Annotated in this window: 11 protein-coding genes; 4 read left to right on the top strand and 7 right to left on the bottom strand. The window is 67.8% G+C overall.

The genetic code is table 11. From position 1 onward, the window contains the following. Nucleotides 1-3 precede the first annotated feature (3 nt). From ACWIGM_RS12000 to ACWIGM_RS11990, 3 genes are read left to right on the top strand one after another with little or no spacing between them, the layout of a single operon-like run. Nucleotides 4-942, top strand: coding sequence for an NUDIX hydrolase (locus ACWIGM_RS12000; RefSeq protein WP_454026160.1), 939 nt, complete (start codon nt 4-6; stop codon nt 940-942). Between the two features lie 60 nt (nt 943-1002). Continuing rightward, entirely contained in the window at nt 1003-1986 is a 984-nt protein-coding gene (nadA, locus tag ACWIGM_RS11995; RefSeq protein ID WP_454026159.1) for a quinolinate synthase NadA, read from the top strand. Further along, on the top strand, nt 1983-3575 hold the full coding sequence (locus tag ACWIGM_RS11990) for an L-aspartate oxidase (protein ID WP_454026158.1): 1593 nt from the start codon (nt 1983-1985) through the stop codon (nt 3573-3575). Before nadA ends, ACWIGM_RS11990 begins: the two co-directional genes overlap by 4 nt. A gap of 12 nt (nt 3576-3587) precedes the next feature. Here the strand turns inward: ACWIGM_RS11990 and ACWIGM_RS11985 are convergent, their stop codons facing one another. Both ACWIGM_RS11985 and ACWIGM_RS11980 read right to left on the bottom strand, forming a co-directional pair. Then, the gene (locus ACWIGM_RS11985; RefSeq protein ID WP_454026157.1) at nt 3588-4712 is read right to left on the bottom strand and encodes a zinc-dependent alcohol dehydrogenase family protein; all 1125 of its coding nucleotides are present in this window, start codon (nt 4710-4712) and stop codon (nt 3588-3590) included. A gap of 73 nt (nt 4713-4785) precedes the next feature. Next, nucleotides 4786-5748: a LysR family transcriptional regulator gene (locus ACWIGM_RS11980; protein WP_454026156.1), complete on the bottom strand. Its 963-nt coding sequence runs from the start codon at nt 5746-5748 to the stop codon at nt 4786-4788. A gap of 201 nt (nt 5749-5949) precedes the next feature. On the opposite strand from ACWIGM_RS11980, the gene ACWIGM_RS11975 reads away from it, so the two are divergent. Continuing rightward, the gene (locus ACWIGM_RS11975; RefSeq protein WP_454026155.1) at nt 5950-6936 is read left to right on the top strand and encodes an MBL fold metallo-hydrolase; all 987 of its coding nucleotides are present in this window, start codon (nt 5950-5952) and stop codon (nt 6934-6936) included. 119 nt (nt 6937-7055) lie between these two features. On the opposite strand, the gene ACWIGM_RS11970 is transcribed toward ACWIGM_RS11975, so the two are convergent. From ACWIGM_RS11970 to ACWIGM_RS11950, 5 genes are read right to left on the bottom strand one after another with little or no spacing between them, the layout of a single operon-like run. Beyond that, the gene (locus ACWIGM_RS11970; protein WP_454026154.1) at nt 7056-8951 is read right to left on the bottom strand and encodes a bifunctional sugar phosphate isomerase/epimerase/4-hydroxyphenylpyruvate dioxygenase family protein; all 1896 of its coding nucleotides are present in this window, start codon (nt 8949-8951) and stop codon (nt 7056-7058) included. A gap of 4 nt (nt 8952-8955) precedes the next feature. Continuing rightward, nucleotides 8956-9693 carry an ABC transporter ATP-binding protein gene (locus ACWIGM_RS11965; RefSeq protein ID WP_454026153.1) on the bottom strand — a complete coding sequence of 246 codons (738 nt, stop codon included), beginning with the start codon at nt 9691-9693 and terminating at the stop codon, nt 8956-8958. Between the two features lie 11 nt (nt 9694-9704). Next, the gene (locus ACWIGM_RS11960) at nt 9705-10448 is read right to left on the bottom strand and encodes an ABC transporter ATP-binding protein (protein WP_377011714.1); all 744 of its coding nucleotides are present in this window, start codon (nt 10446-10448) and stop codon (nt 9705-9707) included. Further along, the gene (locus tag ACWIGM_RS11955) at nt 10445-11470 is read right to left on the bottom strand and encodes a branched-chain amino acid ABC transporter permease (protein ID WP_454026152.1); all 1026 of its coding nucleotides are present in this window, start codon (nt 11468-11470) and stop codon (nt 10445-10447) included. The genes ACWIGM_RS11960 and ACWIGM_RS11955 overlap by 4 nt, the downstream gene beginning before the upstream one ends. Further along, entirely contained in the window at nt 11467-12345 is an 879-nt protein-coding gene (locus tag ACWIGM_RS11950) for a branched-chain amino acid ABC transporter permease (RefSeq protein WP_454026983.1), read from the bottom strand. Before ACWIGM_RS11950 ends, ACWIGM_RS11955 begins: the two co-directional genes overlap by 4 nt. Nucleotides 12346-12382: the final 37 nt, after the last annotated feature.

Below are 12382 nucleotides of genomic sequence, written 5' to 3'. Positions count from 1 at the left end.
CGGGTGCCTGAAACGACGACGGCCAGCCTCGCTGGCGCCATCGCGGTCGATCTGATCGCCGTTCTCGTCGCGGTCGTGAACGGCTCGCCATCGGCCCTGACCGTCCAGAATGGCGACGCCTTGCCGTCCGGGCCGTTCGAGGACGCGCATCGCTCACTGCAGACCGGGTTGCGCATCTGGGTCGAGGAGCAGACGCATCACCCTCTCGGCTATGTCGAGCAGCTCTATACCTTCGCGGACCGGGACCGGAGTGCGGCGGGCTCGTCGCAGCGTGTGATCTCGATCAGCTATCTCGGCCTGACGCGCGAGACGCGGGGCGAGGTCGGCTGGCGCAGCTGGTACGACTATTTCCCCTGGGAGGACCATCGCGACGGCCCGCCGGCCATCATCGCGGAGCATCTCGCGCCGCGTTTGCGCGATTGGGCAAAGGCCGGCGCTACCACGGCCCTGTCCGAGGCGCGTTGGCGTCGCTGCGCATCCGTGTTCGGTCTCGATGGCGAGGGTTGGAACGAGGAACTCGTCCTGCAGCGCTACGAGCTGCTCTACGAGGCGGCCCTGGTTCCGGAGCGCGCGGGAGAGTCGGGCGTGCAGTCCGACGCGGCGCGCATTCCGGGCAAAGCGATGACTGGCGACCATCGCCGCATCCTGGCGACGGGGATTGCCCGGCTGCGGGCCAAGATCAAATATCGCCCGGTCGTCTTCGAGCTGATGCAGCCCGCCTTCACGCTGCTTCAGCTCCAGCGCGCCGTCGAAGCCCTGGCCGGCCGCCTCGTCCACAAGCAGAATTTCCGCAGGCTGATCGAACAGCAGGAGCTGGTCGAGGAGACCGGCGTCACCACCTCCGACACCGGTGGGCGGCCGGCGAAGCTCTTCCGCTTCCGTCATGCCGTCCTGGCCGAGCGGGCGGCCGCCGGGACGAAGTTGCCGCTGACCAGGTCTTGACAGACCTTATACTCAGGGTAAGCATATGCTCGATTTATGCTCATATGGAGTATAAGAGATATGATCGCAATTGCCGCCGCTCGGGCACGAACCGAGGACCTCTATGAACGCGTGCGCCGGGTGATCCCCGCCGCCGAATGGCCGGTCTTCGCCGGGGATGTCGACGCGATTCTGGAACTCAAGCGTAAGCACAACGCGGTCATCCTGGCGCACAATTACCAGACGCCGGAGATCTTCCATTGCGTCGCAGATATCGTCGGCGACAGCCTCGCTCTGGCGCGCAAGGCGATGACGGTCGATGCCGATGTGATCGTGCTGGCCGGCGTCCACTTCATGGCCGAGACCGCCAAGCTGCTCAATCCGGACAAGACCGTGCTGATCCCGGATCTGGAAGCCGGTTGCTCGCTGGCGGATTCGATAACGGCAGCGGATGTGCGGCTGATGCGGGCGCGCTATCCGGGCGTGCCGATCGTCACCTATGTCAACACCTCGGCAGCGGTGAAGGCGGAGTCCGACATCTGCTGCACCTCGGGCAATGCCAGGGCGGTGGTCGAATCCCTCGGCTGCGAGCGCGTGATCATGCTGCCGGACGAGTATCTCGCCCGCAATGTCGCAGCCGAGACCAGGGTCGAGATCATCGCCTGGAAGGGCCATTGCGAGGTGCACGAGCGCTTCACGCCCGGCGACATCGCTGAGTTGCGCGAGGCTCATCCGGGGGTCGTCGTTCTGGCGCATCCGGAATGTCCGCCGGATGTGGTCGCCGTCTCCGATTTTGCCGGCTCGACCGCGGCGATGGCGGACTATGTCACGGCCAACAAGCCGGCCCGCGTCGTCCTGATGACGGAATGCTCGATGAGCGACAATGTCGCGGTCCTGCATCCCGATGTCGACTTCATCCGCCCCTGCAATCTCTGCCCGCACATGAAGCGGATCACGCTGCCGAACATCCGGCGGGCGCTGGAGGAGATGCGCCATGCGGTGACGCTCGATCCGGCGACGGCGGAAGGCGCGCGACGGGCTGTCGAGCGCATGCTGGCGGTATGAAGCCTGATATCCGCCGCCTGAACGGCACGCCGGTCATCATCGGCGCCGGCCTGGCCGGGTTGATGACCGCGCTGCATCTGGCGCCTGAGCCAGTCCTGCTGCTGTCCTCGGCCAGCCTTGGAACGCAGTCATCAAGCGGCTGGGCGCAAGGCGGTCTCGCGGCGAGCCTTGGCGCGGACGACAGTCCGGAGCTGCATCTCGCCGATACGCTCGCCGCGGGCGACGGGCTCTGCGATCCCGACATTGCCGCGCGGGTGACGAGGGCTGCTCCCGCCGCGATCAAGACGTTGATGCGGCATGGCGCCATGTTCGATCATGCACCAGACGGCGCGTTGTGGCTGGGGCTGGAAGCTGCGCATGGCCGCCGCCGCATCGTTCATGCCGCCGGCGACGGCACCGGCCGCGAGCTGATCCGGGCGCTCGTCGAGGCGGTGCGGCGGACACCGTCGATCGCGATCCTCGAAGGCGTCACGGCGCAGTCATTGTTGCTCGCCGATGGCGCGGTGGCCGGCCTGCTCGCTCGCGATGGCGTCGGCAGCGCGGTCGTATTCGAGAGCAACCGCGTGGTCATCGCCACCGGCGGGGTCGGCGGCCTCTTTCCGCACAGTTCAAACCCGCTGACATCCTGCGGGCAGGGGCTGGCGCTGGCGGCGCGGGCAGGTGCGCTGCTGGCCGACATGGAGTTCATCCAGTTTCACCCGACCGTCCTCGATGGCGCGGCGCGGCCGATGCCGCTGGTCAGCGAGGCGGTGCGCGGCGAGGGCGCGACGCTTGTCGACGAGACCGGCGCGCGCTTCATGGCGGACGCGCCCGGTGCTGAGCTTGCCCCACGGGACGTCGTCGCGCGGCGGGTCTGGGCGCATCTGCAGGCCGGCCATCGCGTCTTCCTGGATGCGCGCTCCGCACTCGGCGCTAGCTTCCCGCGGCGCTTTCCGACGATCGCCGCCGCTTGTCGCGCGGTAGACATCGACCCGGCGACGCAGCCGATCCCGGTCCGGCCGGCGGCGCACTACCACATGGGCGGCATTGCCGTGGACGACGAGGGGCGTTCCACCGTGGCCGGGCTCTGGGCCTGCGGCGAGGCCGCCTGCACCGGGCTGCACGGCGCCAACCGGCTCGCCAGCAATTCGCTGACCGAAGCCGTCGTTTGCGCCGCCTGGGTTGCGCAAAGTCTCAGCGGGGTGCCGGCAGGAGCGGAGCGCCGCGCGAACGAGCCGGCCGTGCCGTTGTTGCCGGCTGCGGATGCTGCGCCGGTGCGCGCCATTCTGGGCGAGGCGCTCGGTGTCCTGCGCGATCGGGCGGGACTCGAAGAAGGCGTACGCCAACTCCTGCCCCTTGTGATCAGTTCGTCGCCCGCAGCCGACCCGGCCGCCGTGGGTCTGATAATGGCGATCGCGGCGCTGCGACGCGAAGACAGCGTCGGAGCGCACTGTCGCACGGACTTCCCGCAAGCCCCCGCGACGCGCCGGCGGTCAGTCTTCTCGCTCGACGAGGCGCTCGAGCAGGCCCGCAGCATCACTGCTTCGCCGTCACGGTCGGTCGAGAGGCCGCGTGAACGCTCGTTGGAGGCTGCGCTTGGCTCCGGTTGAAGCGGCCTGGGCTCACATCTGGATGATGTGCCGGATCGTCCGGCCTTCGTGCAGCGCGTCGAAGCCCTCATTGATGCCTTCGAGCGGGCTCGAGCTGGTCCAGAGCTTGTCGACCGGCATGCGGCCGCGCAAATAGAGGTCGATGAAGCGGGGAATGTCGCGCACCGGGATGCAGGAGCCGACGTAGGAGCCCTTCAGCGTCCGCTCCTCGCCGACGAGCCGGACCGGCGCCAGCGACATGGTGTGGGCGGGGTTGGCGAGGCCAGCCGTCGTCGTCGTGCCACCGCGCCTAGTGATCTGGTAGGCGAGCTCCAGCGCCTTCACCGAGCCCGCCATTTCCAGCCCGTGGTCGACGCCGCCCTTGGTCACGGCGCGGATCGCCTCGACCACATCGGGGGCACCGGCGTTGAAGGTGTCGGTCGCGCCGAGCTCGCGGGCGATCCGGAGCTTCTCGTCCGAGAGGTCGACGGCGATGACGCGCGAGGCGCCGCAGGCGACGGCACCGAGCAAAGCGGAGAGGCCGACGCCGCCGAGCCCGACCACCGCCGCCGTTTCGCCGGCGCGGACCTTGGCGGTGTTCACGGCGGCACCGACACCGGTCAGCACGGCGCAGCCGAACAGAGCTGCGATCTCATGCGGGATATCGGCCTCGATCTTCACGAGGGAGTGGCGCGACATCACCGTATGCTCGGCGAAGGCGGAGACGCCGACATGATGGTTCACCGGCTTGCCGTTCTGCGAGAGCCGGCGCCCGCCCGCCATCAGCTCGCCGACGCCGTTGGCAGCATTGCCGGGCTCGCACAAGGCAGGGCGCCCCTCGCTGCAGGGCGCGCAATGGCCGCAGGAGGGCACGAAGACCATGATGACGCGGTCGCCCTTCTTGAGGTCGGTGACGCCGGGGCCGACCTCCTCGACCTCGCCGGCCGCCTCATGGCCGAGCACCATCGGCACCGGGCGCGGCCGGTTGCCGTCGATCACCGAGAGGTCGGAATGGCAAAGGCCCGCGGCGCGAACCCTGACCAGCACCTCGCCCATCGCCGGCGGGGCGAGCTCGACCTCCTCGATCCGGAGCGGCTTCGACTGCGCATAAGGCGCGGTGACGGGGCTGGCGTGCAGCACGGCGGCGCGGGTCTTCAAGGCGTGTCCTCGTGAGCTGATTTGCGCGCGAGTGTTCGGCCCGCCGCGCCGCCTGTCAAAGACGAAATCCCGATCAGCCGTATAAGGCGGGCGGATCGGTCTCGTCGCCGAGCGTCGCGGTCCAGCGCTCGTCGGCGACAAGGCCGCGCAAGATCTCCCAGGAGAGCTGGCCGATGGCGCGGGCGGCGGCCGTCATCGGCCGCTCGGTCGAATAGGCGAGATAGACCTTGCGATAGAGCGACGGCTCTTCCAGCGGCCAGGTCTGGAAGATGCCGGCCTTCTCCTGCGCCCGCACAGCCATGCGCGGCAGGATGCTGTAGCCGAGGCCGCGCTCGGCCAGACGCTTGATCTGTGTGTAGGATTCGATCTCGACCGCGGCATGGACCGTGGCGTTGATGCCCGCTGCTGCCTCGTCGATCTGGTCGCGCAGGCCATGGCCCGGCCCGGGCAGGATCAGGTCGAGTCCGGCGGCTTCCGTCAGCGTCACCGCCTGGCCGGCCGGCTTCTTCAGCGCCGTCAGAGCCGGGATGCCGAACAGGCAGAGCTCCTCGGTCAGGACATGGTGGATGCCGAGGCCCTTCGGGTCCGAGGTCGAGTAGATCACCGCGAGGTCGACTTCACCCTTGCGCAGCCAGTCGAGCACGAAGCCACTCATCGCCTCGGCGACGCGGATGCGGACATCCGGAAAGTGCTCCTGCGTCGCCTCGATCAATGGCACGCTGAACTGCTCGCTGACTGTGCCGGGCAGGCCGATGCGGACCTCGCCGGCCGGCGCCGCCTGCTCGCCGCGCACGCTGTCGCGCAGTTCGGCGAATTCGGCGAGGATGATGCGGGCCTTGGCGAGCAGGCGCTCGCCGGCCTCGGTCGGCTGCACCCCGCGCGTGCCGCGGTGCAGCAGGGCGACGCCGAGCTCGTCCTCCATATGGCGCAGATGCTGGCTCAGCGCCGGCTGCGCCACCCGAAGCTTGACTGCTGCCTTGGAGAACGAGCCCTGTTCGACGATGGCTGTGAAATAGCGCAACTGGCGCAGATCCATCGCCGCCTGATCCCCCATGGTTCTGTTTTGCCGCCGCGCCGGGCGGCAGCTTTCGCTTATGCAGACTAGAGCGAAGCCTTATTGGCCGTCCACTCCGCAGGCGTGCATGGTTCCCTTCCGGCAAGGCCTGTCGCGACACCAAGGCCGCCCGGCGAAGAAGACGGCGCCCGACGCCGCTCCCCTTTCACCTGGAGGAACGCCATGTCGAAGCTGCTCACTCCCTCCCTCGATCGCCGCAGTTTCCTGTCCGGCGCGGCCGCGCTCGCCGCCGGTGCGGCCTTGCCTGGCGGAGCCTTTGCCAAGGCTCCGCTCGCGAACAGCCAGGTGCCCTATTACTACCGCTTCCCGCTCGGCCAGGCCGAGGTCACGGTGGTGTCCGACGGGCCGTTGCCGCTCGGCGATCCCGGCTCCAGCTTCCTCGGCCTGCCCAAGGAGCAGGTCTACGGGCTGCTCGAGGCCAACTTCCTGGCCAAGGACAATGTCGTGCTCGAGCAGAACATTCCGATCGTCAATTTCGGTGATCGGCTGGTGATGTTCGATACCGGCATGGGCTTCTCCAAGGCCTTCGGCCCGACGACCGGACGGCTACTGAAGAGCATGCAGGAAGCCGGCATCGACCCGGCCGCGATCGACGCGATCGTCTGCAGCCACGCCCATATCGACCATACCGGCGGCATCTGCTCGGCCGAGGGCAAGCCGAACTTCCCGAATGCGCAGATCTATATCAGCCAGGTCGACCATGATTACTGGCTCGACGACGCCAGGCTCGGCACGCCGTTCAAGGCCTTCGGTGACCATGCCCGGGCCAATCTGCGGCCCGTGCGCGAGCGCATCGTCTTCTTCAAGGACGGGCAGGAGTTCCTGCCGGGCATCACCGCCATCTCGGCGCCGGGCCACAGCCCCGGCCACACCATCTTCAACGTTTCCTCGGGCGGGAAGTCCTTCGTCTTCCTCGGCGATCTCACCCACCACCCCGTGCTGCTGACCGAGAACCCGCGGATCGAGTTCGCCTATGACTGGGACCCGAAGATGTCGGTGCAGTCGCGGGTGAAGCTGCTCACCATGCTGGCCGAGCAGAAGACGCCGGTGATGTCCTATCACTTCGCCTGGCCGGGCTTCGGCAACCTCGCCAAGGCCGGCGACGGCTTCCGCTACTATCCCGCTGCGATGCAGATGCTGCGCGGCTGAACCGGTCCTCCCCCAGGTTCAGCTTGTGCGGCGGGCCATGCGTGCCTGGGTGCGGCCCCAGGCACGCATGGCCACAATCATTGTCGGACAACGGTGTTCCGCCAGAGCGTGCGGGGGCGCTAATCCTCGTGCAGCGGGCGCGGCACCGTCACGGGCCGCGCCTCGCGCGCCTGCGCCGCGAGCCTGACCGGCGCATTGACCGCGCCGAAGCCGGCATAGCCGCCACGCCGCTCGACGATCTCGAAGAAGAAGCGCTGGGCGAAGACGTGGGTGTAGACCTGCAGGAACTCGGCCTCGCCGTCGCGGTCGTAGAGGATGTGGTGCTCGCGCAGCCGGTCGAGGAAGGCCGGCTCCAGCCCGTAGCGGGCTTCGAGATCGTCGTAATAGTTCTCGGGGATATCGAGGAAATCGAGCCCGGCTGCCCGCATCGCCGTCACGGCCGCGAAGATGTCGGGCGAGGTGAAGGCGATGTGCTGCACGCCGGAGCCGAAATGCTCGGAGACGAAGCGGGACGAGAGGGTTCGGGTCGCCTGCGAACCGTTGAGGATCATCCGGACTGAGCCGTCGATATTGACCAGCGGCCGGCTCTGCACCAGCCCGGCCGGGTCGGCGATGGCGAGCTGCGGCACGCGGTCGAGCGCGAAGAGCGAGGTGTAGAACAAGAGCCAGGACAGCATCTCGTCATAGTCCATCGACTGCGAGATGTGGTCGACCGCGGTGAGCAGGACAGGGGCGCTGTCGCCGGCGCCGCTGGCGATGAAATCGTCATGCCAGCTCTGGGCGCCGTCATGGCGCGGCTCGGTGAAGTAGATCAGGCTGCCGCCGACGCCGCGGATCGCCGGGATCTCCATCTCGCCCGGTCCGACCGGCTGATCGAAGGTCGTGTCCTTGAGCGCCCGGGCACGGGCCATCGTCGCTCCGACATCGGCGACGCGCAGCGCCAGTGCGCAGACGCCGGGCCCGTGCATGATCGCATGCGACTGGGCAAAGCCGTCCTTCTCGGTGTTGACGATCAGGTTGATGCCACCCTGGCTCCAGCGCGTCACCGACTTGCTGCGATGTTCGCCGCTTCTGTGGAAGCCGAGCGCCGCGAACAGGCTGGTCAGCGCCTGCGCAGGCTCTTCATCGAGCGCGAACTCGATGAACTCGACGCCGAGCAGTGGCGCGCGGGCCGGTATCTCGGCCTTGGCGGGATCGCTCAGGCGGGTCGTCTGGTCGGCGAGCTGGATCAGCGAGCGCAGGCCATCGACCGCGACGCGCTTGGCCGAGCCGGCGCGGAACTGGTCGTTGAAGATCTCGAGCGAGAGCGGGCCGGAATAGCCGGTCGCCTCGACTGCCCGGAGAAAGTCGGCGACGGGCAGGTCGCCCTGGCCGGGGAAGTTGCGGAAATGCCGGCTCCAGCTCAGCACGTCCATGTCGAGAAGCGGCGCGTCGGCGAGCTGGACCAGCTCGATCCGGTCGCCGGGAATCGAGGCGATCGGCTCCAGCGGCGAGCGCCGCGCCAGCGTATGGAAGGAATCGAGGATCAGGCCGATGCGGTCATGATTGGCCCGGCGCACGATCTCCCAGGCGTCGCGATAGTCGTTGACGTGGCGGCCCCAAGCGAGGGCTTCGAAGCCGACGCGCACATCGTGCTTGCTGGCGAGGTCGCCGAGCTCGGCGAGGTCATGGGCGGCACGGTCGATCCCACCCAGCGATTGCGGCGAGACGTTCGAGCAGATCAGCATCAGCTTGGCGCCGAGCTCATTCATCAGCTCGAACTTGCGCCGCGCCCGCTCGAAGGTGCGCCCGCGCAGCGGCTCCGGCATGCCCTCGAAATCGCGGAAGGGCTGGAAGGCGACGATGGCCAGGCCGAGATCGGTGATCATCCTGCCGACATCGCGCGGATTGCCGTCGAAGGTCAGGAAGTCGTTCTCGAAGACCTCGACCCCGTCGAAGCCGGCCGCGGCAATGGCGCGGAGCTTGTCGGCGAGATCGCCGGAGAGCGAGACGGTGGCGATCGAGGTCGGGTTCATGGGCTCAGGCCGCTTCCGTCATCGCCCCGCCGAGGAAGAGCTGGCCGACGCGCGGATCGGCGAGGATGTCTGCGGCCGGACCCTGCATGCGGGTTCGGCCGAGCTCCAGCACCAGGCCCTCGTCGGAAATCTCCAGCGCCGAGCGGGCGTTCTGCTCGACCATCAGGATGGTGACGCCCTTGGCGCGCAGCTCCTTCAGGATGTCGAAGGTTTCCTGCACCAGCATCGGCGAGAGGCCGATCGAGGGCTCGTCGATCAGCACCAGCTTGGGATCGAGCAGGAGCCCGCGCACGATCTCGAGCTGTTTCTGCTGGCCGCCGGAGAGGGTCGAGGCCTGGACGTCGGCCTTGGCCCGCAGTGACGGGAAGCGATCGAGCGCAGCCTCGATCCGTTTGGGCATGTCGGTGATCTGGCTGCCGGCGGCGACCGCGCCGAGCTCGATATTGTGGCGCACCGACAGCTCCGGGAAGATGTTGCGGCCCTGCGGCACATAGCAGATGCCGGCTTCGAGCAGCTTGCGCTGGTTCCAGTTGGTGATCTCCTGGCCTTCCAGCCGGATATGGCCCTCGCGCACCTTGAGCAGGCCGAAGATCGCCTTGAACACGGTCGACTTGCCGGCACCGTTCGGGCCGATCACCGTGGTGATGGCGGCGCGCGGCACCTTGAACGTCGTGCCGTTGAGGATGGTCATGGCGCCGTAGCCGCCGACTACGCCGTCGAGTTCGAGGATGGGAGTGGTCATGGGATTGCTCCTCAATGCCCGAGATAAGCTTCGATGACCGCCGGATTGGCGCGGACTTCGGCCGGCGTGCCCTCTGCCAGGACCTTGCCCTCGGCCAGCACGATGACGCGCGAGCACAGCGACATGACGAAATCCATGTTGTGCTCGATCACCACGAAGGTCGCGCCCTGCTCGGCGTTGATGGCGCGCAGGCGCTCCTTGAGGTCGCCGAGCATAGTGAGATTCACGCCGCCGGCCGGCTCATCGAGCAGGACGAGGCGCGGTCCCGCCATGAAGGCCATGGCGGCGTCGAGCAGCTTCTGCTGGCCATAGGAGAGCCCACCGGCCTTGGCGTCGGCGAGATGGCCGAGCTTGAAGAAGCCGATCATCTGCTCGGCCTTGGCCGAAAGCCCGGCATCGCGCGGCCCGAAGAAGCGCGAGAGCATCGTGCCCTCGTGCTCCTGGCCGGCGAGGATCAGGTTCTCGCGCACCGAGAGCTCGGGGAAGACCTGCAGCAGCTGGAAGGTGCGGCTGACGCCGAGCTTGTTGAGCTCGGAGGGGCGCATATTGGTGACGTCGCGACCGTCGAGCTTGACCGCGCCCTCGGTCGGCTCGAGCTGGCCGAGGATGCAGTTGAACAGGGTCGACTTGCCGCAACCATTGGGGCCGATGATGCCGAGGATCTCGCCTTCATTGACCTTGAAGGAGACGCCGTTCACCGCCTTGATGCCGCCGAAGGCCTTGTGGAGGTTCGAGACTTCGAGGACCTGGTTCACCGCGCGCCCTCCTTCTTTGCAGCACCTTTGCCGGTAAGCTTCGCCCAGCCACGTTCGAGCAGGCCGCTCATGCCCTGCGGGCAGGCGATCAGCAGCAGCATGACGATCGCCGCGAAGATGATCAGGTAGAGCGAGCCGGCAAAGCGCAGCCATTCCGGCAGCACCACGCCGAGCAGCGCCCCGATGAACGGGCCGAGCAGGTAGCCGGCGCCGCCCGCGACCACCATCAGCAGCAGGAAGAAGCTCTGCGACAGCGAGAAGGGCGAGGGGTCGATGAACTCGACCAGCGGCGCATAGAGCGCCCCGGCGAAGCCCGCATAGGCCGAGCCGATCGCGAAGGCGAGCAGCGTGTACATGCGGGTGTCGATGCCGAGGCTGGCGGCACGGATCGGGTTCTCGCGCAGCGCCGTGAAGGCCCGGCCCCAGGGCGAGCGGATCATCCACCAGAGCACGACGGCAAGCAGGAAGGTGACGACGACGACGAAGCGGTGGAAGGCCAGCGCGCCGTCGAGCTTCAGCCCGAAGAAGCTCGGGCGCGGGATGTTGGAGAGGCCGAAGACGCCGCCGGTCAGCCATTGCTCATTGCGCAGCACGAGCCAGATCAGCGTCGAGAAGGCCAGCGTCACGAAGGCGAGGTAGTGCGCCTTGACCCGCAGTGCCGGGAAGCCGAGCACCAGCCCGACTGCGAAGGTGAGCAGACCCGAGATCGCGAAGGAGGCGTACCAGTTCAGCCCGACCTTGCTGGTCAGCAGCGCGGTCGCATAGGCGCCGATGCCCATGAAGGCGGCCTGCGCCAGCGACTTCAGGCCGGCATAGCCGAGCGTCAGGTTGAGCCCCATCACCGCGACGCTCATCACCAGCCAGAGCGAGAGCACATAGGTGCCGTAGCGGCCCATGCTGGAAGGGACGAACCAGAGGATGACCGCGGCGGCGACCAGCGTCAGCAGCGTGCCGTCGACGAAGCCGGGCAGGGGCAGGCGGCGCGCCGCCGGGGCGGCACTGTGAGTTGCGGGCGCGGTCATACCCGGCGCTCCTCTTTGCGGCCCATCAGGCCTTCCGGCTTGACGAGGATGACGACGACCAGGAGCACGAGCGGCACGGCGAGCCGGTAGGAGGTCGAGATGTAGGCCGCCGCCAGGCTGTCGACGATGCCGACGATCAGCCCGCCGACCAGGGCGCCGCGAACCTGGTTGAAGCCGCCGACGATCGCCGCGATGAAGGCGAACAGGCCGATGACCTCGCCATTGGAGAACTTCGCCAGGTAGATCGGCGAGATCAGCACCGAGGCGACGACGGCGAGCGCCGCGTTGATGACGAAGGTGAGCAGCACCATGCGCTCGACCGGGATGCCGAGGATGCGCGCCACCGTCGGATTCTGCGCCGTCGCCTGCATCTGGCGGCCGAGGCGGGTGCCACCGACGAACCATTGCAGCAGGCCGATCACGGCGAAGGCGACCGCGATGATCGCGACATGCTGCAGCGAGATCGCCGCGCCGAACACCGAGATCGTCTCGGTCGGCACGAAGGAGGGGAATTTCTGCGCCTCGGCCGAGAAGCCGTCCTTGGCGCCTTCCTTCATGATGATCGACAGCGCCATGGTGGCGATGGCGAGCGGCAGGACGCCATGCCGGATCATCGGATCGACGATCGTCAGCTTGAAGCCGACGCCGAAGATCAGGATGAAGGCGGCGATGCCGATCAGGGCTCCCAGCCAGATCGGCGCGCCGAAGAGCTTGATCGCCAGCAGCACCAGCACCGCCGGCAGCATGACGAACTCGCCCTGGGCGAAGTTGATCGTCTGCGAGGTCTGCCAGACCAAAGTGAAGCCGATCGCGGCCAGGGCGTAGATCGCGCCCGTGGCGATGCCGGCGATGAGATAGGCGAGGAATTCGGCCATGGCTTTGCTCTCGCTCGATGCCGTGAGCGTCATGGTC

Source organism: Allobosea sp. NPDC055332 (genome assembly GCF_053645455.1).
This window is presented reverse-complemented; position numbering and strand designations above follow the sequence as displayed.